The organism is Lysobacter enzymogenes, assembly GCF_017355525.1.
GTDB classification, from domain to species: domain Bacteria; phylum Pseudomonadota; class Gammaproteobacteria; order Xanthomonadales; family Xanthomonadaceae; genus Lysobacter; species Lysobacter enzymogenes_C.
Genome location: NZ_CP067395.1, coordinates 5,004,857 through 5,023,754, shown reverse-complemented (window position 1 = coordinate 5,023,754; position 18,898 = coordinate 5,004,857). Strand labels below are relative to the sequence as shown.

Annotated in this window: 16 protein-coding genes; 8 read left to right on the top strand and 8 right to left on the bottom strand. The window is 69.7% G+C overall.

The features are described from left to right. Nucleotides 1-66 precede the first annotated feature (66 nt). The 3 genes from JHW38_RS21230 to JHW38_RS21220 all read right to left on the bottom strand — a co-directional run bounded on the left by JHW38_RS21230 (nucleotide 67) and on the right by JHW38_RS21220 (nucleotide 5,029). A complete protein-coding gene (locus JHW38_RS21230; protein WP_207523282.1) occupies nucleotides 67-2,490 on the bottom strand; it encodes a TonB-dependent receptor in 2,424 nt (807 codons plus the stop codon). A 112-nt stretch (nucleotides 2,491-2,602) separates the two neighbouring features. After that, nucleotides 2,603-3,781, bottom strand: a complete 1,179-nt coding sequence (locus tag JHW38_RS21225) for an SO2930 family diheme c-type cytochrome (RefSeq protein WP_207523281.1) — start codon at nucleotides 3,779-3,781, stop codon at nucleotides 2,603-2,605. A 12-nt stretch (nucleotides 3,782-3,793) separates the two neighbouring features. After that, nucleotides 3,794-5,029 carry a parallel beta-helix domain-containing protein gene (locus JHW38_RS21220; RefSeq protein ID WP_207523280.1) on the bottom strand — a complete coding sequence of 412 codons (1,236 nt, stop codon included), beginning with the start codon at nucleotides 5,027-5,029 and terminating at the stop codon, nucleotides 3,794-3,796. Between the two features lie 169 nt (nucleotides 5,030-5,198). On the opposite strand from JHW38_RS21220, the gene JHW38_RS21215 reads away from it, so the two are divergent. Then, nucleotides 5,199-6,263 carry an AraC family transcriptional regulator gene (locus tag JHW38_RS21215; protein WP_207523279.1) on the top strand — a complete coding sequence of 355 codons (1,065 nt, stop codon included), beginning with the start codon at nucleotides 5,199-5,201 and terminating at the stop codon, nucleotides 6,261-6,263. A 275-nt stretch (nucleotides 6,264-6,538) separates the two neighbouring features. Here JHW38_RS21215 and JHW38_RS21210 read toward each other — a convergent pair whose 3' ends face one another. From JHW38_RS21210 to JHW38_RS21190, 5 genes are all read right to left on the bottom strand, one after another. After that, on the bottom strand, nucleotides 6,539-6,922 hold the full coding sequence (locus tag JHW38_RS21210) for a RidA family protein (RefSeq protein ID WP_207523278.1): 384 nt from the start codon (nucleotides 6,920-6,922) through the stop codon (nucleotides 6,539-6,541). 186 nt (nucleotides 6,923-7,108) lie between these two features. Then, nucleotides 7,109-9,289 (bottom strand): RelA/SpoT family protein, encoded by a 2,181-nt coding sequence (locus tag JHW38_RS21205; RefSeq protein ID WP_207523277.1) that lies wholly within the window; start codon nucleotides 9,287-9,289, stop codon nucleotides 7,109-7,111. 385 nt (nucleotides 9,290-9,674) lie between these two features. After that, entirely contained in the window at nucleotides 9,675-9,974 is a 300-nt protein-coding gene (gene rpoZ / locus JHW38_RS21200) for a DNA-directed RNA polymerase subunit omega (protein ID WP_057946389.1), read from the bottom strand. A 222-nt stretch (nucleotides 9,975-10,196) separates the two neighbouring features. Then, complete coding sequence (gmk, locus tag JHW38_RS21195) at nucleotides 10,197-10,817, bottom strand: guanylate kinase (protein ID WP_207523276.1); 621 nt, start codon at nucleotides 10,815-10,817, stop codon at nucleotides 10,197-10,199. 123 nt (nucleotides 10,818-10,940) lie between these two features. Continuing rightward, nucleotides 10,941-11,801, bottom strand: a complete 861-nt coding sequence (locus JHW38_RS21190; protein ID WP_207523275.1) for a YicC/YloC family endoribonuclease — start codon at nucleotides 11,799-11,801, stop codon at nucleotides 10,941-10,943. Between the two features lie 70 nt (nucleotides 11,802-11,871). On the opposite strand from JHW38_RS21190, the gene rph reads away from it, so the two are divergent. From rph to JHW38_RS21155, 7 genes are all read left to right on the top strand, one after another. Beyond that, a complete protein-coding gene (gene rph, locus JHW38_RS21185; protein WP_207523274.1) occupies nucleotides 11,872-12,636 on the top strand; it encodes a ribonuclease PH in 765 nt (254 codons plus the stop codon). Nucleotides 12,637-12,925: 289 nt separating this feature from the next. Continuing rightward, nucleotides 12,926-13,318, top strand: a complete 393-nt coding sequence (locus tag JHW38_RS21180; RefSeq protein ID WP_207523273.1) for a VOC family protein — start codon at nucleotides 12,926-12,928, stop codon at nucleotides 13,316-13,318. Beyond that, nucleotides 13,315-13,908, top strand: a complete 594-nt coding sequence (gene rdgB, locus JHW38_RS21175) for an RdgB/HAM1 family non-canonical purine NTP pyrophosphatase (protein ID WP_207523272.1) — start codon at nucleotides 13,315-13,317, stop codon at nucleotides 13,906-13,908. Before JHW38_RS21180 ends, rdgB begins: the two co-directional genes overlap by 4 nt. Then, on the top strand, nucleotides 13,905-14,480 hold the full coding sequence (locus JHW38_RS21170) for a hypothetical protein (RefSeq protein WP_207523271.1): 576 nt from the start codon (nucleotides 13,905-13,907) through the stop codon (nucleotides 14,478-14,480). Before rdgB ends, JHW38_RS21170 begins: the two co-directional genes overlap by 4 nt. Before the next feature lie 154 nt (nucleotides 14,481-14,634). Then, nucleotides 14,635-15,840 carry a radical SAM family heme chaperone HemW gene (gene hemW, locus JHW38_RS21165; protein ID WP_207526454.1) on the top strand — a complete coding sequence of 402 codons (1,206 nt, stop codon included), beginning with the start codon at nucleotides 14,635-14,637 and terminating at the stop codon, nucleotides 15,838-15,840. A 253-nt stretch (nucleotides 15,841-16,093) separates the two neighbouring features. Continuing rightward, nucleotides 16,094-18,376, top strand: coding sequence for a DUF1631 family protein (locus JHW38_RS21160; protein ID WP_207523270.1), 2,283 nt, complete (start codon nucleotides 16,094-16,096; stop codon nucleotides 18,374-18,376). After that, the gene (locus JHW38_RS21155) at nucleotides 18,373-18,720 is read left to right on the top strand and encodes a PilZ domain-containing protein (protein ID WP_207523269.1); all 348 of its coding nucleotides are present in this window, start codon (nucleotides 18,373-18,375) and stop codon (nucleotides 18,718-18,720) included. The genes JHW38_RS21160 and JHW38_RS21155 overlap by 4 nt, the downstream gene beginning before the upstream one ends. Nucleotides 18,721-18,898 lie beyond the last annotated feature (178 nt).

Here is an 18,898-nt window from a genome sequence, read left to right as displayed (position 1 = left end):
CGGCAGCGTCCGGCGGTCCCGCCGGCGGCGCGCGCCTCGCACGCACCGCCGACGTTATCGCAGCGCTCAATACTTCGCCATGAACTCCACCCCGTACGTGCGCGGCTCGGTCAGGCGCGCGCCGACCGTGCCGAGCACGTTCTTACCGTACGTGCCGAGCGAATTGACGTACTGGTTGTCGAACAGGTTGTTGCCGTACACCGCCAGGCCCCAGCGGTCCTGCGGCGAGGTCCAGGCGATGCGCAGGTCGGTGCGGTTCTGCGCTTCGCCCAGGTCCAGCGCCGGGCTCACGCCGCAGCGGTTCTGCGCCCGCGACTCCTCGCTGCAACGCACCTTGCCGCGATAGGAATGGCGCAGCGAGACGTTGATGTCGCCGTTGGCCTCCATCGGGATGCGGTAGTACAGGCCGCCGGCCGCGGACCAGTACGGCAGGCCGGTCGGATCGCCGCTGGCGTCGATGCCGTCGGAGGTGACGTAGTTCTTGTAGGTGGAATCGATGAAGCTGGCGTTGAAGTCGAGGCCGAAGTTGTCGGTGGCCTGCCAGCGCATGTCGAAGTCCAGGCCGTAGGCTTCCAGGTCCGAGGTGTCGATGACGAAGCGCGGGATGTCGGTGCTGCTGTCCAGCCGCACCGCCTGGCGGTTGTCGTAGACGTAGTAGAACAGCGAGGCGTTGAGCTGGATGCGCTGCTGCGGGAACGAGGTCTTGATGCCGGTCTCGAAGTTCCAGACGTCCTCGTTCTCGAAGCTGCTGCCGATCTGCAGCGAGTTGAAGCCGCCGGCCTTGTAACCCTTGGCCAGCGAGGCGAACAGCATGGTCTCGTCGTTGACGTGGTAGTCGACGACGAAGCGCGGGCTCAGGTCGCTCCAACTGTTCGAGGTGCGCCGCAGCACGCCTTTGTTCATCATCGCCGGCGGGTCGATGAAGGCCACGTCGAAGACGAAGAAGTCGCGCGGGATGCCGGCCAGGGCGAAGAAGCCGAGCTTGTCGAGCTGGTCGAGCGCGGCGTCGAGCTCCGGCGCCGAGCGCGGCGTGTTGAGCCAGCTGAACTTCTTCTCGTCGCGGGTGTAGCGCAGGCCGACGGTCAGGTTGAGCTTGTCGTTGACGTGCCAGATCACGTCGCCGAACACCGCGTAGGCCTTGGTGTCGAGGGTGTTGCGGAAGGTCTCGTTCCAGCGGTGGCCGAGCAGGCGGATCGGAATCCCGAGCGCTTCGAGCTGGCTGTCGACATAGCCGAACAGATAGCCGTTCGGCGTCGGCGCCATGCCGAGGTTGTGCACGATGGTGTCGACCGAATCGGTCATCGCATTGACTTCGCTGGTCTGGCGCGCGCGTTCGTCGAAGTAGCTGGCGCCGGCGACCCAGTCGAGCTTGTCGGTGCTGCCGCTGAACTTGAACTCCTGGTAGAAGCTGCGGTTGCTCTCGGTGTTGGTCGAGTCGACGTAGAGATAGCGGCGGTTGGTGCCGTCTTCCTCGACCCGGTTGACCGAGTCGTAGTCGCGCCATGACGTGGTCGAGGTGAAGCCGCCCCAGTCGGTGCCGTGGTCGACGATCAGGGTCACGCCGTCGAAGCGGCGCGATTCCTCGTTGCCTTCGGCGTCGCTGACGGTGGCGATCTTGCGCGGATCCAGATACGCGCGTTCGTCGACCGGCAGCGGCGGCAGCCCCGGCGCCGGCGGCAGCGCGACGATGCCGGTGGTGGCCTGGCCGAGCTGGTCGAGGCTTTCGTGGTCCCAGCTGATCAGCGCGCTGGTGCGTTCGCCGAAGCGGGTCTTGAACGCGGCGCGGGTCGCCCAGTTGTTTTCCGGGTTGAGGTCGCGGCCGGTTTCGGCGTCCTGGATCCAGCCGTCGGCGTGGTTGACCAGGGCGTTGAAGCGGAACGCCGAATCCTCGCTGACCGGCAGGTTCAGCATGCCGTCGACGTACTGCTTGCCGTAGTTGCCGATGCGTAGCTTGGTCTTGACCTGGGTCGCGGCGGTGTCGGGCTTGCGGGTGATGATCGAGATCGCGCCGGCCGCGGTGTTGCGGCCGAACAGCGTGCCTTGCGGGCCCTTGAGCACCTCGATGCGTTCGACGTCGGTGAACGGCAGCAGCACGCCCCCGCCGCGGCCGGCGTAGACGCCGTCGACGTACACGCCCACGGCCGGGTCGGTGCCGATGCCGAAGTCGTCGGTGCTGATGCCGCGCAGCTCGAAGCCCGGCTGGGTCGGCTGCAGGCTATCGATCACCAGGCCCGGGACGAAGCTGTCGAGATCGCCGAGGTCCTGCGCGGCGACGTCGTCGATGAGTTTGTCGGTGACCACCTGCAGGGCGATCGGCACGTCCTGCAATTCCTGCTGGCGGCTCTGCGCGGTGACGGTGATCTTGTCCAGTTCCTTGGGCCCGGACTCCTGGGCGAAGGCGGCCGGTGCGGCCAGGACGAAGGCGCCGCCGCACAGGGCGGACAGCACGGTGTGGGTCGCGATGACCAAACGGTGTTTGCGCAACGACATCGAAAGCTCTCCCCTCTCGTTCGTTCTTGCGTTCGTCGGTGTGTAGCGGCGCGTTCGTCCGGTGCGCCTTGTTTTCTCGGTGTTTCCTTTCACTCGTTGGCCGGATCGCCGCTCAGCCGCACTCCCCCCGTTGCGCGGCGATCCAGTCGCGGATCAGTTGCACGCCTTCCTCGTGCACGACGCTGCGGCCGAGCTCGGGCATCATCACCGAGGGATCGTCGCTGCGCATGCGGTGGATCAGGATCGATTCGTCCGGCTTGCCCGGCACCACGCCGTAGCGATGGTCGCCGGTGCCGTGGCCGGCCGCGATCGGCAGCTTGCACCGCCCCAGTCGCAGCGGCTCCTGCGTCGCCGCGTTCAACCACAGGCCCGAGGTATTGCCCGGGCCCTTCGGGCTGTGACAGTGGCCGCAGTTGATGTCGAGGTAGGCGCGGGCGCGCGCCTCCAGCGGCGCGGCCGGGTCGTGCCAGTTCGCGTCGCGCGGCGCCTGCTGCGGCGCCGGCGCGCCCTTGAGGTAACCGACCTGGGTCCAGCGCGCGATCTGGTTCTGCAAGCCGTCGTCGTAAGCGAAATCGCGATTGAGGTGGCGCGCCTTCGGGCCGATCGGGTGCAGCGCCTTGGATTTCATGTCGGTGCCGTGGCAGCCGGCGCACTGGTTCTGGTCGGGCACGGCGTAGTCGGCGGTTTCGCGGCCACCGTCGGCGGCGACCAGTTCCAGCGACACCAACTCGCCGCCGCGCATCAGCTTCGCCTTCGTCTGCTCGCGGTTCCACACGTACGGCAGCGCGACCCAGCCGCTGTCGCGGCGCAGCAGCAGGCGGGTTTCCACCAGCCGCACCTTGCTCAGCTGCAGGCCGCCGCCGCGCAGGTCCGGGCCTTCGTCGTAGCTGCGCAGCACCGCTTCGCCTTCGCCGCGCGGGTAGTAGAAGGTTTTGCTGAAGACGGTGCCGACCGGGAAATCGAATTCCTGATCCGGATCGTAGTTCGCCGCCTGGCCCTTGGGCATCCACACCGTACGCAGCTTGTGCGCGTAATCGGAGAACAACGCGGTGTTGAGCTCGTAAGGCAACACTTCGCGGTTCAGCTGCAGGCGGCCGCCGGCCACCCGCAGCACGTTCCATTCGGCCAAGTCCTCGGGCTGGCCGTCGGCGAAGAAGCGCACCGGCGCCCACGGCGCGTCGGCGGCCAACGCCGCCGCGGCGGACTCACCGGCGCGCGGCGCTTCCTGCGGCTTGCTGCAACCTGCGACCAGCAACGACACCAGCACGGCCACGACCCAACGCATCGACATCGGCGACATCGCTCAACCGCGCTTGAGGTCGATGGCCGGCAGCTTGGTCAGCTCGCACGCATAAGGTTTGACGTCCTTGCTCGGATTCTTGTAGCCGCCGGGGCCGTCGGCGTTGACCACGCCGGACACGTCGCGGATGCAGATCTGCGGCCCTTCCTTGCGATCCTTGTTGGCGTAACCGTCCCACAGCACGTCCGGCAACTGGCCGCTGAGGCCGTACAGCGCGGTCTTGAGCGCCTTCAGGTCGAACCCGTCGGGCGAATCGCCGCCGCCCTTGAGCCGGTTGCCGTAGATGTTGATGCGTTCGGGATACGGATCGAAGTCCTTCGACGCCTTGTCGTCCTTGTAGCCGGTCGAATACACGCTGGAGACGATGATGTTGGTGGTGGCGTTGTCGCTGATGTCGTTGTCGAAGATCTCGACATCGTCGTTGGAGTTGACGACCACGCCGCTGCCGGCCGGCACGCTCGCCACCGGCGTGCCCTTGGCGCCGAAGTTGGCGGTGTTGTTCTTGAACACTTTGTTCTTGAACACCCGGATCGCCCCGCCCTGCTGCGACAGCGCCGGCATGTTGAACACCAGGATGCCGCCGGTGTTGTTGGTGGCGGTGTTGTCGTGCACGTCGGCGTTGACGGTGTTTTCGATCTCGATGCCGGCGACGTTGAACTCGGCGCGGCTGTTGCGCACGATCACGTCGCGCGACTGGCCGACGTAGATGCCGGCGTCGGACGCGCCGATCGCCACCGAGTTCTCGATCAGCACGTTGCGGGTCTTGACCGGATACAGCCCGTAGCCGCCGTTCTTGGTGCTCGGCCCGCCGGTCCACTCGACCCGCACGTTGCGGATGGTGATGTGTTCGCCTTCGTTGACCTTGAGCCCGTCGCCCTTGCTGTCTTCGATGGCGATGTTTTCGATCAGGAAATTGCTGGCGTTGACCAGCAGGCCTTCGGCGCCGGCCTTCTGACCCTTGAAGCTGAGCACCGACTTGTCCGGACCGGCGCCGCGGATGGTCACGCCGTCCACGCGCAGGGTCAGGCTGCGGTCGAAGCTGTAGCGCCCCGGCGGCACTTCGATCACGTCGCCCGGCTTGGCGTCGAGCAACTGGGTGCGGAACTTGTCGGCGAAGGCCGCGTCGCCGGCGGCGACCTGCGCGGTCGGCGTGTGCTGGGCTTGTTCGGGGCCGCAGGCGGCGGCGGCGAGGGCCAGGGCGAGGACGCAGGCGCGCAACGGCAACTTCGGCTGGTTCATAGGGCTCCCCGGGACAGTGGCGGCGCCGCGTCGCGCGTGTTGCGGCGCGGCATGCCGGCGATGGCTAAGCGGTGAGTCTCCGCCGCCTGCGCGAGCGCGCGTGAGGGCGATTGCGGCACACTAGGGGGGGATTCGCGGTCAACCGTGCGGCCAAGTATCGTGAGGGGCGATGCGCCAGCCATCCGAACCAAACACCGACGCCAGCGGCGACGTCGCGCTGATGTCGCCGAACCTGTTGTGGGGTCTGCTGGAAACCGCGGACCGGATCGGCGCGCCCAGCGACGACTGGTTCGCCGGCACCGGCCTGAGCCGCGCCCAGGTCAGCGACCCCGGCGTGCGCCTGCCCGACCGGCCGACCGCGATCGTGATCGAACGCGCGCTCAAGGTGCTGCCGCCGAGCATCGGCCTGGACATCGGCCGGGTCCAGCACGTCGGCAGTTTCGGCCTGCTCGGCCTGGCCATGACCACTGCGGCGACGTTCGGCGAAGCGCTGCAGATCGGGCTGCGCTTCACGCCCGTGGTCGGCAGCCTGATGCGCTTCGTCGAAAGCGCGTCCGAATCGGGGACGTTGGCGCTGGCCGGCCAGATGACCATCGCGTTCCCGTCGATCCACCGTTTCGTCGCCGAAGAATTCTTCAGCAGTTGCCTGGCGCTGGCGCGCGGGCTGGTCGGCGACACGCTGCGGCCGCGGCGCCTGGAATTCAGCTATCCCGAGCCGGAGTACCGCGAGCAGTACGAGCAGGTGTTCGAATGCCCGCTCGCGTTCGACCAGCCGCAGGACCGGCTGGTGCTGGACGCGCACTGGCTGGCGGCGCCGCTGCCGACCCACAATCCGATCGCGTCCAAACAGGTGCTGGCGCTGTGCGAGGCGCAGATGCCGTCCGGCGCGGTGCCCGGCGAGGCCACGGCCGCGGTCGAGCGTTTGCTGCGCGCGCAGTTGCCGCAGGATCCGAAGCTGACCGATATCGCGGCGCAGATGCATGTCAGCGAGCGCACGCTGCGGCGGCAGTTGACCGGGGAAGGCACGAGTTTCCACGCGATCCACGACCGGCTGCGCATCGATGCTGCGTATGCGTTGCTGCGCGAACGCGGACCGAGTATCGCCAGTGTCGGCGCGGCCATCGGCTACAAGGATCCGCGCGATTTTCGCCGGGCGTTCAAGCGGCTGACGGGGGAGACGCCGCGGGCGTTGCGCGAGCGGTTGTGGACGGAAATGGCGCGCGAGCGGCGCTGACGCGCAACTTCGGTTGCTTCCTGTAGGAGCGGCGCGAACCGCGACCGCGCCAATCCGACTACGACGAACGCATGCAGCGCTCATGCGGCTTCGCGGCCGCGTCGTCGGCAAGCGGTTTTCGGTGTTGCGCGGCCGGGGCGGCTTGCGCGGCGGTTCGATTGGCGCGGTCGCGGCTTGCGCCGCTCCTACAGGGGGAAACCAAGGCTGCGGCCGCAATCAAAAAGGCCGCTCCGGAGGGAGCGGCCTTTCTTGGCGCTATCGATGCGGCGAGCGCCTCAGCGCAACACCATCACCGCATCGACTTCGAACGCCACGCCGCGCGGCAGCGCCGAGACTTCGACGGTCGAGCGCGCCGGATACGGCGCGTTGAAGTATTCGCCCATCACCGCGTTGACCTTGCCGAACGCGCCGAGGTCGGTGAGGTACAGGCCCAGCCGGGCGATATCGGCCAGCGAGCCGCCGGCGGCTTCGCAGACCGCCTTGAGGTTCTGGAACGCGCGGTGCGCCTGCGCTTCGATGTCGCCTTCCACGACCAGCCCGCTGGACGGGTCGAGCGCGATCTGGCCGGAGAGGTACACGGTGTCGCCCACGCGCACGGCTTGCGAGTACGGGCCGATGGCGGCGGGGGCTTTGTCGGTCTGGATGATTTCGCGGGACATGAGTTGGGAGCCGGGAAGGAGGGAATGGGGAACGCGGGCATCGTAGCGGCTGGACGAGACGGCGCAAACCGCCAGGACAGCGCCGCGCGTTACGCGACACGCGCCAGTATGAGGCCGCATTGCCGCCGCGACCCCAACGCGCCTCCCATTCCCTCATTCCCCGCGACGGCCAGCGGCCGCCGCCGATCACATCCGCTGCACGCCCAACACCACCGTCAGGCGCCGCACCCGCCGCATCACGTCGGCCAGATGGCGGCGGTCGTGCACTTCGATGGCGAAACGCATCACCGCGATGTTGGCGTCGCGTTCCAGGTACTCGACCCGGTCGATGTTGGATTCGGCCTCGGCGATCGCCGCGGCGACCTGCGCCAGCGAGCCGGGGCGGTTGTCGACTTCGATCCGCAGCGCGGCGGCGAAATCGCCGGAGACCTGGCGGTCCCAGCCGATCGAGACCCAGCGGTCGGGCGACTTGCGGTAGTCGGCGACGTTCGGGCAATCCAGCCGGTGCACCACGATGCCGCGGCCGGCGGTGTGGTAGCCCATGATCTCGTCGCCCGGCAGCGGCAGGCAGCAATTGGCGAAGCTGATGACGCCGCGTTCGGCGCCGGTGATGAGGATCTTGTCCTCGGGCAGGCGCGGGCGGTCGATGGCGCGGCCGCGGGTCTTGCCCGGCGCTTCGCGCGCCAGCGCCAGCGCGACCTGGTTCGGCATGCGGTTGCCGAGCGCGATGTCGGCCAGCAACGCTTCCAGGCGCGGGTAGCGGTTCTCGCTGAGGTAGGCCTCCAGGCGCAGCGCCGGGGTGCGGTCGAGCGAGGTTTCCAGCGATTCCAGCGCGCGGTCGAGCATGCGGTGGCCGAGCTGCACCGCGTCTTCGTGTTCGAGCTGCTTGAGCTGTTGCCGGATCGAGGTGCGGGCCTTGCCCGAGACCACGAACTCCAGCCACTGCGGTTTCGGCGAGGACGACTTGGCGGTGATGACTTCGACCCGCTGCCCGCTCGCCAGCTTGGTCCGCAGCGGCACCAGCTTGCCGTCGACGCGCGCGGCGACCGCGCGGTTGCCGACGTCGGTGTGCACCGCGTAGGCGAAGTCCAGCGCGGTGGAATTGCGCGGCAGCGACAGGATGTCGCCCTTCGGCGTGAACAGGTAGACCTCGTCCGGGAACAGGTCGACCTTGACGTTTTCGAGGAACTCCAGCGACGAACCGGTGGCGCGCTGCGACTCGACCAGATTGGCGATCCAGCTGTGCGCGCGCGACTGCGCGCTGTTCGGGCCTTCGCCGCCGTGCTTGTACGACCAGTGCGCGGCGATGCCGCGCTCGGCGACCAGGTCCATGTCCTCGGTGCGGATCTGCACTTCCACCGGCGAGCCGTAGGGGCCGAACAGCACGGTATGCAGCGACTGGTAGCCGTTGGCCTTGGGGATCGCGATGAAATCGCGGAAGCGCCCGTCCAGCGGCTTGTACGCCGAATGCACCACGCCGAGCGCGTGGTAGCAGTCCGGCACGGTCTTGACCACGACCCGGAAGCCGAACACGTCCATGACCTGATTGAAGCTCTTATGCTCGTGGTGCATCTTGGTGTAGATGCTCCACGGCGACTTCACCCGGCTGATCAGCCGATGGGTCAGTTTCTCTTTCGCCAGCCGCTGGGCCAGATGCGCTTCGATCTGCACCAGCGATTCGCGCCGCACCACCGGCTGGGTGCGGATGCGCTTTTCGATGACCGCGTGGCGCCACGGGTGCATGGCGCGGAAGCCCAGGTCCTGCAGTTCGGCCTTGATCAGGTTCATGCCCAGGCGCTGGGCGATCGGGGCGTAGATCTCCAGCGTTTCCAGGGCGATGCGTTGTCGCGCCTCGGCGCTTTGCGCGCCGAGGGTGCGCATGTTGTGCAGGCGGTCGGCGAGCTTGATCAGGATCACGCGCAGGTCGCGCGCCATCGCCAGCAGCATCTTGCGGAAACTTTCCGCGGCCGCTTCCTGGCGGTCGCGGAACTGCAGCTTGTCGAGCTTGGTGACGCCGTCGACCAGTTCGGCCACGGTCGCGCCGAACTCGGTGGCCAGGCACTCGCGCGTGACCGGGGTGTCTTCGATGGTGTCGTGCAGGATCGCCGCGACCAGGGTCTCGATGTCGAGCCCTTGCTCGGCCAGCACCTTGGCCACCGCGACCGGGTGGGTGATGTAGGGCTCGCCGGACTTGCGCGTCTGCCCGGCGTGCGCGGCCGCGCCGACCGCCCAGGCGCGGCGCAGTTGCTGGCGCTGGGCTTCGGGCAGGTAGTGCGCGGCGAGCTCGAGCTCGCGCACGTAGTCCGGCAGCTCCGTGTCGTCGGGAGCGGCGGGATAGGTGTTCAGCGCGGGCTCGGCAGGGGTCATAACGGAAATTTACGCGGCTGACCGCGTCAGTGGCAACGCATCGTCATGTCCTGAATGTGGCGGCAGTGCGCTACGGCGCAAGCCGGCGGTCGCAGTGCGTGCCGGCGGGCCGTGGTCCGGTTCAGGAATTACGCCGGGATTGGGCGCGGGGGCGCCGTCTGCGAGGGGCTTCGCCGCCGCCTTGTGGGAGGGGCTTGAGCCCCGACGCGATCCGGCGCAAAAGCGTCGGAGCTCAAGCCCCTCCCACAAAGCCTCCGCTGCAGCGGCCCGCTGTGTGCGCACAAAAGAAAACGGCCCCGCCAAGGCGGAGCCGTTTTTCGGTCGCGGCGCGCCCGGCAGGGCGGAAACCGCGTCTTGCGAGGCCCGCGCGCGGCGGGCCCGGAACTCAGTCGTCGCCCTTGGACAGGTCGTCGTCGGCGACCACTTCGGCCGCGGCCCATTCCAGGGCTTCGCGTTCCTTGCGCTCGCGCTCGGCCTTCTCGACCGCGTCGATGTAGTCCGGGTTGACCTGGCGCGCGGCGATTTCGCGCAGCGCCAGCACGGTCGGCTTGTCGTTGGCTTCGCTGTTGTCCAGCTGCGGCTCGACGCCGTTGGCCAGCTGGCGGGCGCGCTTGGCGGCCAGCATGACGAGTTCGAAGCGGTTGGGGACCACTTCCAGGCAATCTTCGACGGTGATGCGGGCCATGGGGCTCCTGCGGCCGGGTCGGCCGTCTTGCAAACGGATGGGGACCGGGAAGTCTAGGCGCAGCCGCCCCGAAACGCAAGGTTTCCGCCAATTAACCCTTACGAATCAACCCGCTAGCCCCCTGTAGGAGCGGCGCAAGCCGCGACCGCGAGACCTCAGATACGGCGCGAGCCCGGACCCCTGCGGTCGCGGCTCGCGCCGCTCCTACAGGGAGGACCGGCCTCAGCCCTCGTCGACCAACAACGCGGTGATGAGCCGCGAATGCCGCGCCACCTGCGCCTCGCGCCGCAGCCGGCTGGCGGTGAAGATCGCGCACATCTCGTCGACCGCGGTGTCGAACACCTCGTTGACGATGACGTAGTCGAACTCGCCGTAATGCGACATTTCCTCGCGCGCCGCGGCCAGGCGCTGGCCGATCACTTCCTCGCTGTCCTGCCCGCGCGAACGCATGCGCGACTCCAGCGCGCGCCGCGACGGCGGCAGGATGAACACGCTGACCGCGTCGGGCACCTTGTTGCGCACCTGGCGCGCGCCCTGCCAGTCGATCTCCAGCAGCACGTCCTTGCCGGCCGCCAGGAACGGTTCCACCGACTGCCGCGCCGAGCCCTTCCAGTCGCCGTGCACGCGCGCGTGCTCGAAGAAGTCGCCCTCGGCGACCATCGCCTCGAATTCCTGTTCGCTGACGAAGTGGTAGTGCTCGGCATGGCGCTCGCCCGGACGCGGCTTGCGCGAGGTGAACGAGATCGACAGGCGGATGTTCGGGTCGCGCGCGAGCACCGCGTTGACGATGCTGGATTTTCCGGCTCCCGAGGGAGCGGCGACGATGTAGAGGGTTCCGCGCATTGGGCTGGGATTCGGGATTCGGGATTCGGGATTGGTAAGAGCGAAAGTGGCATAAGGGCCCGGAGATTCGATGGCGCGGCCGGACCGCTCTGCCAATCCCGAATCCCCAATCCCCAATCCCGGCTACTCGATGTTCTGGATCTGCTCGCGCGCCTGATCGATCAGCACCTTGAGCTCGACCGCCGCGGCGGAGCTGCGCGCGTCGACCGATTTGGAGCCCAGGGTGTTGGCTTCGCGGTTGAATTCCTGCAGCAGGAAATCCAGGCGCCGGCCGACCGCTTCGCGCAGCTTGAGCACGCGCCGGGCCTCGGCGACGTGCGATTCGAGCCGGTCGAGTTCTTCCTCGACGTCGAGCTTTTGCAGCCACAGCACCAGTTCCTGCTCCAGGCGGCCGTTGTCGGCCGGCTGGGCCAGGTCGGCCAGGCGGGTTTCCAGCTTGGTGCGCTGGCCGGCGCGGATCGCCGGCATCATCGTGCGCACGTCCGCGGCGATGCGTTCGATGCCGTCGACGCGCTCGCCGATCGCCGCGGCGAGCTTGCCGCCCTCGCGTTCGCGCGAGGCGACGAATTCGTCGAGCACGCCGTCCAGCAGCGCCAGCGCTTGCGCCTGCAACGCGGCCGGGTCGGCCGCGGGCGCCTGCAGCACGCCGGGGAACTGCAGCAGTTCGGTGAACTCGGTGCGCAGCGCCGGGAAGCGCGCGGACAGGTCGATCGCCAGCTCGCTGAGCTCGCGCAGGCGGGTCGGGTTGAGCTGCAAGGCGTCGCCGCCTTCGGGCAGGCGCAGGCGCAGGGTCAGGTCGAGCTTGCCGCGGCCGACGCGCGCGGCGATGCGCTCGCGCAGGGCCGGTTCGAGCACGCGCAGCTCGTCGGCCAGGCGCACGCCGAGTTCGAGGAAGCGGTGGTTGACCGAGCGCAGCTCGCAGCCGAGCGTGCCCCAGGGTGTCGCGCGTTCGCCGCTGGCGAAGGCGGTCATGCTGCGGATCATGCGCAGGTTTCCGAGCCTTACGGGGGGTGAATGGTAAACTCGCCGGCCCTCAAAACGGTAACGCCGCGCCATGACCGGTCCCATCGCCGCCCCCGCCCAGGCCCCGGCCGGCCCCGTCGCCCGCCCCAGCGGCCGCCTGGCCAGCCAATTGCGCGAAGTCGGCATCGAGCGCGGCTACACCCGCCACGCCGAGGGCTCGGTGCTGGTCAGCTTCGGCCAGACCCGGGTGCTGTGCACCGCCAGCGTCGAGAACAAGGTGCCGGCGTTCCTGCGCGGCAAGGGCGAGGGCTGGGTCACCGCCGAGTACGGCATGCTGCCGCGCGCGACCCACACCCGCAGCGACCGCGAGGCCGCGCGCGGCAAGCAGGGCGGCCGGACCCTGGAAATCCAGCGCCTGATCGGCCGCGCCCTGCGCGCCTGCGTCGACCGCAAGGCGCTCGGCGAGCGCACCATCACCCTGGACTGCGACGTGCTGCAGGCCGACGGCGGCACCCGCACCGCCGCGATCACCGGCGCCTACGTGGCCCTGGTCGACGCGGTGCGCTGGCTGCAGGCGCGGCGCGAAATCAATCGCGACCCGATCTTCGGCGCGGTCGCGGCGGTGTCGGTCGGCGTCTACCGCGGCGCCCCGGTGCTGGACCTGGACTACGCCGAAGACAGCGACTGCGACACCGACATGAACGTGGTCATGAACGACGGCGGCGGTTTCATCGAGCTGCAGGGCACCGCCGAAGGCCACGCGTTCCGACGCGACGAGCTCGACGCGCTGCTGGCGCTGGCCCAGGCCGGGATCGGCGAACTGTTGGAAAAGCAGCGCGAAGCGCTGGCCCGCTGAGGCCGGCGCAACCGCGGCCGCCCGGCTTCGCCGCCGGCGCGCGCCGCGCCGCCGCGCACACGAGCGGGCGGTGAGGATAGAGGCGACGAGTAGGGGATATCCGCCCTTCGCTCGTTATCTCTTTCCTCACCGCCCGTTTTCGTTTTTCCGTTCCCTCCCCGGCCGCGTCCGGCGAGCGCGCACTGCATCGCAGTTCGCGCGCGCCGCGCTGAACTTTTCCGCCGCGCGCGGGTTCAATCGCTGCGTCGCGCGGCGCGACTTCGCTCAACTTCTTCCGCAAGGCATCGGCATGAACCGCAGCATCGGCAGCATCACCCTGGTCGTGGACGACTACGACCGCGCCATCGATCACTACACCCGCGCGCTCGGCTTCGCCCTGCTCGAAGACGTCGACCTCGGCGGCGGCAAGCGCTGGGTGCGGGTCGCGCCGGCCGCCGGCGCGCACACCGCGCTGCTGCTCGCGCAGGCGTCCGACGAAGCCCAGCGCGCGCGCATCGGCGACCAGACCGGCGGCCGGGTCGGCTTCTTCCTGCACACCGACGACTTCCACCGCGACCATGCCGCGATGCTCGCCCAGGGCGTGCGCTTCCTGGAATCTCCGCGCGTCGAGACCTACGGCACGGTCGCCGTATTCGAAGATCTGTACGGTAATCGCTGGGATTTGCTGGAATTGAAAGCATGAAACTGGTGCTGGCCAGCAGCAACGCCGGGAAACTGGTGGAACTGCGAGACCTGCTCGGCGACACCGGCATCGAACTGGTGGCGCAAACCGACTTGGGGGTCGAGGACATCGAGGAAACCGGCAGCACGTTCGTCGAGAACGCATTGCTGAAGGCGCGCCATGCCTGCGCGGTCACCGGGCTGCCGGCGCTGGCCGACGACTCGGGCATTTGCGTGGACGCGCTCGGCGGCGCCCCGGGGCTGTACTCGGCGCGCTACGCCCGCCACGGCGACAACGAGGCCAATATCGACAAGCTGCTGGCCGCGCTCAAGGACGTGCCCGACGAGCGCCGCGGCGCGCATTTCTATGCCGTGATCGTGCTGCTGCGGCATGCCGGCGATCCGCGTCCGATCATCGCCGAAGGCGTCTGGAACGGGCGCGTGCTGCACCAGCGCCAGGGCAGCCGCGGCTTCGGCTACCAGCCGGTGTTCTTCGATACCGAGCACGGCATCAGCGCCGGCGAGATCGACGACGCGCTGAAGAACCGGGTCAGCCACCGCGCCCGCGCGCTGGCCGCGCTGCGCGCGCGCCTGCCGGAGCTGCGCGGATGAACCGCATGCTGCGCGCCGCCGCGCCGCCGCGCCGGGCGTTCCGCACCGGCGGCCACACCGTAGCCACGGTCGCGGTGCTGTATCTGCTCGCGCTGCCGATCGCGGTGTGGATCCGCCAGGACGGCCTGCAGGCCGGCGCCAACAGCTTCGGCCACGAACTGCAGCTGGCGCTGGCGCTGCTCGGCGGGCTGGTCGGGCTGGTCGCCGCCGCGGCGGTGCAGCGGGTCGGCCTGGACGACGGCCACGGCGGCGCGATCCGCTACGCCAACATCACCAGCGGCCACCGCACCCGGGTGTTCGAGCCGTCCGAGGTGCAGAGCATGACCCTGCACCGGGCCAAGGACGGACGCCTGCGCCTGACCTCGACCCTGGAACTGCGCCTGGCCCCGGCCGCGCACCGGCGCTGGACCACCGCGACCCTGTTCGACGGCGACATGTCCGGCGACGGCCGCGGCGAGCCGCTGGCCTCGATCATCCGCCAAGTCGTGCAGGCCCGGCCCGAGGTGTCGCTGGATTCGAACCTGCGCGCGCTGCTGGCCGCGCGGCGGTTCGGGGCGACGCTGGACCGCTGAAGCCGGAACCCGGCGACCGTCGGTTCCCCGCGGGCGCCCGGCGCCTGCTCGCCGCCGCCCCGGCCGGTTCGATGCCGGATCGCGGCCGGGCCGGTAAACTGGCCGCTTCCCCTCCTTCGGCTCCGGGCGCGCTCCGCCCGGTCTGCGTCTTTTGATTCCCGCCCTGGTTCCCCCGCCGCTGTCGCTGTACGTGCACCTGCCGTGGTGCGTGCGCAAATGCCCGTACTGCGATTTCAATTCGCACGAAGCCCGCGGCGCGCCGCCGTTCGCGGCGTACGTCGACGCCCTGATCGCCGACCTCGAGCACGACCTGCCGCTGGTCTGGGGCCGCACCGTGCACAGCGTATTCTTCGGCGGCGGCACCCCGAGCCTGTTTCCGCCGGAGGCGATCGACCGCTTCCTGCAGGGCGCCAGCGCGCGCCTGCGCTTCGCCCCGGGTTGCGAGATCACCCTGGAAACCAACCCGGGCACCGCCGAGCACGGCCGCTTCGAGCTGTACAAGGCGGCCGGGGTCAACCGGCTGAGCTTCGGCATCCAGAGCTTCGACGACGAATGCCTGCGCCGGCTCGGCCGGATCCACGGCAGCGCCGAGGCCGAGGCGGCGGTGAAGCTGGCCCAGGACGCCGGCTTCGACAATTTCAACCTCGACCTGATGTACGCCCTGCCCGGCCAGACCCTGGCGATGGCCGAGCACGACCTGGAGCGCGCGTTCGCGCTGGAGCCGGCGCACGTCTCGCATTACCAGCTGACCCTGGAACCGAACACGGTGTTCGCGGCGCGGCCGCCGCAGGACCTTCCCGACGAGGACCGCGCCTGGGACATCCAGGAGCGCTGCCAGGCGCTGCTGGCCGAGCGCGGCTACGGCCAGTACGAGGTCAGCGCCTACGCGCGGCCGGGCCGGCAGTGCCAGCACAACCTCAATTACTGGCGCTACGGCGATTACCTCGGGATCGGCGCCGGCGCCCACGGCAAGATCAGCCTCGGCGCCGAGCAGACCATCCTGCGCCGCTGGAAGCTCAAGCACCCGACCCAGTACCTGGTCAACGCCGGGCGGGCGGAAGCGATCGGCGGCGACGACCGGATCGCGCCGGAGCGGCGGCCGTTCGAATACATGCTCAATACGCTGCGGCTGGTCGAGGGTTTCTCGCTGGATTCGTTCGAGGCCTCGACCGGGCTGACCCGCGCGCAGATCGCCGCGCAGCTCGACGCCGCCTATGCCGCCGGCTGGCTGGAGCGCGACGGCGACCGGGTCCGCCCGACCGAGCTCGGCCGGCGCTTCACCAACGACGTGGTCGCGCTGTTCCTGGCCGAGGACGCGGATGCCGACGCGGCGGGCACCGCGGCCCTGCCGCGGCCCTGAGTCCGGTTCGCCCATCGGATTCGCCGGCCCGGGCCGGAGAAAAGCCGGGCTTGCAAACTGAATCAGACGCGCCGGCGGCATCACGGGCCAGACACATCCCGGCGCTGAGACTGCGTTTGGCCGGCGCTTCGGGGACAAAGCGTTTGTGCCAATGGTCGCCTCCCGTCGGCGGTCCGCTGCGTCCGGCATCTCCGGACTGGGCGGGCCCCGGGGAGGCGTGGTTATATTTCGCGGTCGTCAGTACTCAATGCACATGCCCGCCACGTTCGACCCTTTGAACGCTACGCCGCGCGCCACCTTGGCCACGGCCGCGCTGCCGCGCCGCGTGCGCCGCCTGTTGGAACAGCTCTATGCGCTGGTCAGCGACGAGATCGCGCCGCAGATGGAGCGGATGCTGGCCGAGTTCGAGCAGCAGTTGTTCCGGCAGGCCGATCAGGCGCGCAATCCGGGGTTGCAGTCGGGGTATTTGGAGACGCTGCGGCTGGTGCGGTTGCGGCGGTCGGATTTGATTCCGCGGTATTTGCTGGGGTTGGAGGCTTCGCTTTGTGGCATTCGGGAGGCGGAGCGGACGACTCGCTTAGCGGTTTCTGCGGCGCCTGAGTTTCGCGAGCTGCGGTTGGTCGACGACAGCGAAGTCGACGAAAACACCGTGCTGCGCGCCCTGTCGAGCCGCCACGAATCGCGCGCCGGGCTCGGCCTGATGCTGCTCGGCCAGCGCTTCGGCGTGCTCGCCGGCGCGCCGGCGTTCGACGGCGAACGCCTGCCGGTCGGCCCGCAGCGGCTGATTCGCGGTTTCGCCCAGGCCTGCCAGCCGCTGCAGATTTCGCTGGAATCGCGGCTGGACCTGTACCGGGTGTTCGACCAACAGGTGATGCTGGGCTATGCCGCGCTGGTGGAATCGATGAACGCGCTGCTGGTGCGCGAGAACGTGCTGCCGAGCCTGTCGTTCGTGCCGCTGCGCACGCGTCCCAGCGCGCAGGAGAAGCCCGCGCCGGCGGCCGATGCGAGCGCCCGCGACGGCGAACGCGCGCCGGCGCCCGAGGCTGCGCCGCGTGCGGCCGGCCCGCAGCCGCACACCGCCTGGAACACCGCGCCGGCCGACGCCGGCGGCGCGCCCGATTTCGCCACCTTGCAGCGCTGGCTGGCCGAGCGCCGCGATCTGGTCGACAAGCTGCGCCCGCGCGCGCCGTCGCCCGACGCGCCGCAGCCGTCGCTGCCGTTGTCCACCGCCGAGCTGGTCGAAGGCCTGACCCGCCTGGACGAAGCCGCCGCGCGCGGCGCCCAGCCGCTGCGCAAGATCGCCGACCTGCGCCAGGCCGTGCTCGCCCAGCGCCGCGCCGCGGCCGGCGGCGAGGCCGCGCTGTCGCGCGAGGACGGCGACGTGTTCGAGCTGCTCGGCCTGCTGTTCGACGAGATCGAACAGCGCCTGCGCGGCGACGCGCTGATTTCCAGCCTGCTGACCCGGCTGCAGCCGCCGCTGCTGCACGCCGCGTTGCAGGACCGCTCGCTGCTGGCCGGCGACGGCCATCCGGCGCTGCAACTGCTCAACACCGTGGCCGAAGCCGGCGCGCGTTGGACGCCGAGCGAGGAAGCCGACCCGCAACTGCACGAACCGCTGCGCCAGGCGGTGGAGCACGTGGTCGAGCAGCGCGGCTCGGCGCAGTCCTTCGACTCGGCCAACCAGCGCTTGCAGGAGCACCTGCACGCGCAGGCGCGCAAGGCCGAGGTCGCCGAACGCCGCTTCGTCGAAGCCGCGCGCGGCAAGGAAAAGCTGGAACTGGCCAAGCGCCGCGCTCAGGAAGCCTTGGAGCAGACCGTCGCCGGCCAGCGCCTGCCGCGCTTCGTCCAGACCCTGCTCAACCAGGCCTGGACCGACGTGCTGACCCTGACCCAGCTGCGCCACGGCGAGGACTCGCCGGCGTGGCAGCGGCAATTGCAGATCACCGGCCAAATCGTTTCCGCCAACCAGGGCGGCGGCAGCGATGCGCTGTGCGGGCTGGACGGCGACATCGAACACGCGCTGACCCTGGTCGGCTACCACGGCGACGACGCGCGCGCGATCGCCCGCCAGCTGACTCTCGGCACCGCCGCCAACGAAGACGCCGCCTCGCGCACCGAGCTGGCGATGAAGCTGCGCCAGCGCAGCCGCCTGGGCGAAGACAACGCCGCCGCGCAACCGCGCGCGCCGCTGCCGCCGCGCGACGAGGCCGAGCAGGCCTGCTTCGAACGCCTGCGCGCCTTGCCGTTCGGCACCTGGTTCGAATTCGTGCAGAACCAGCAGGGCGACGCGGTGCGGCGCCGGCTGTCGTGGTTCAGCCCGGTCACCGACAACGCCTTGTTCGTCAACCAGCGCGGCCAGCGCGTGGCCGAGCACTCGCTCGACGCGCTGGCGCGGATGCTCGCGCGCGGCCAGGCGCGGGTGGTCGAGCAGGAGCGCAACCGTCTGGTCGACCGCGCCTGGCACGCCGCGCTGGGCGCGCTGCGAGGCTTCGGCGGGCGCGGCCGCGACGGCGACGGCGCCGGAGAACCGGCATGAACGAGGAATTCCGCCGCGCGCGCCGGCGCCGCATCGTCGATACGGTGCAGGTGATCGACACCATGACCGAGCAGACCATCGGCCATCTCGGCAACCTGTCGGAGACCGGCATGATGATGATCGCCAGCGCGGCGCTGGCCGACGACGCGCTGTACCAACTGCGCTTCGATCTGCGCGACGCGCCGCGGCAGGCGCCGATCGAGGTCGGCGCGCACCTGCTGTGGCAGGACAGCGCGAGCATGCCGGGGCAGACCTGGGCCGGGTTCCGCTTCATCGCGATGCCCGAGGACGGGATGGCGCATTTGCGCCAGTGGCTGGATTCGCCGGGCGGCAGTTACGAGTAAAAGGGGGCGCGGCCCTCATCCGCCCCTTCGGGGCACCTTCTCCCGCGAGCGGGAGAAGGGAAAGCTGGCGACGCTCGTGATTTGAGCCCCTCTCCCGCTTGCGGGAGAGGGGTTGGGGTGAGGGCCCCACCCGATCCCGCAAGCTCCGCCCCACGCAGATGCGGCAAAATGCCGGCTC

Excerpts from the sequence above, each read along its gene's own strand:
- JHW38_RS21230 (WP_207523282.1), bottom strand. The coding sequence starts at position 2,490 with ATGTCGTTGCGCAAACACCGTTTGGTCATCGCGACCCACACCGTGCTG.
- JHW38_RS21225 (WP_207523281.1), bottom strand. The coding sequence starts at position 3,781 with ATGTCGATGCGTTGGGTCGTGGCCGTGCTGGTGTCGTTGCTGGTCGCA.
- JHW38_RS21220 (WP_207523280.1), bottom strand. The coding sequence starts at position 5,029 with ATGAACCAGCCGAAGTTGCCGTTGCGCGCCTGCGTCCTCGCCCTGGCC.
- JHW38_RS21215 (WP_207523279.1), top strand. The coding sequence starts at position 5,199 with ATGCGCCAGCCATCCGAACCAAACACCGACGCCAGCGGCGACGTCGCG.
- JHW38_RS21210 (WP_207523278.1), bottom strand. The coding sequence starts at position 6,922 with ATGTCCCGCGAAATCATCCAGACCGACAAAGCCCCCGCCGCCATCGGC.
- JHW38_RS21205 (WP_207523277.1), bottom strand. The coding sequence starts at position 9,289 with ATGACCCCTGCCGAGCCCGCGCTGAACACCTATCCCGCCGCTCCCGAC.
- rpoZ (WP_057946389.1), bottom strand. The coding sequence starts at position 9,974 with ATGGCCCGCATCACCGTCGAAGATTGCCTGGAAGTGGTCCCCAACCGC.
- gmk (WP_207523276.1), bottom strand. The coding sequence starts at position 10,817 with ATGCGCGGAACCCTCTACATCGTCGCCGCTCCCTCGGGAGCCGGAAAA.
- JHW38_RS21190 (WP_207523275.1), bottom strand. The coding sequence starts at position 11,801 with ATGATCCGCAGCATGACCGCCTTCGCCAGCGGCGAACGCGCGACACCC.
- rph (WP_207523274.1), top strand. The coding sequence starts at position 11,872 with ATGACCGGTCCCATCGCCGCCCCCGCCCAGGCCCCGGCCGGCCCCGTC.
- JHW38_RS21180 (WP_207523273.1), top strand. The coding sequence starts at position 12,926 with ATGAACCGCAGCATCGGCAGCATCACCCTGGTCGTGGACGACTACGAC.
- rdgB (WP_207523272.1), top strand. The coding sequence starts at position 13,315 with ATGAAACTGGTGCTGGCCAGCAGCAACGCCGGGAAACTGGTGGAACTG.
- JHW38_RS21170 (WP_207523271.1), top strand. The coding sequence starts at position 13,905 with ATGAACCGCATGCTGCGCGCCGCCGCGCCGCCGCGCCGGGCGTTCCGC.
- JHW38_RS21160 (WP_207523270.1), top strand. The coding sequence starts at position 16,094 with ATGCCCGCCACGTTCGACCCTTTGAACGCTACGCCGCGCGCCACCTTG.
- JHW38_RS21155 (WP_207523269.1), top strand. The coding sequence starts at position 18,373 with ATGAACGAGGAATTCCGCCGCGCGCGCCGGCGCCGCATCGTCGATACG.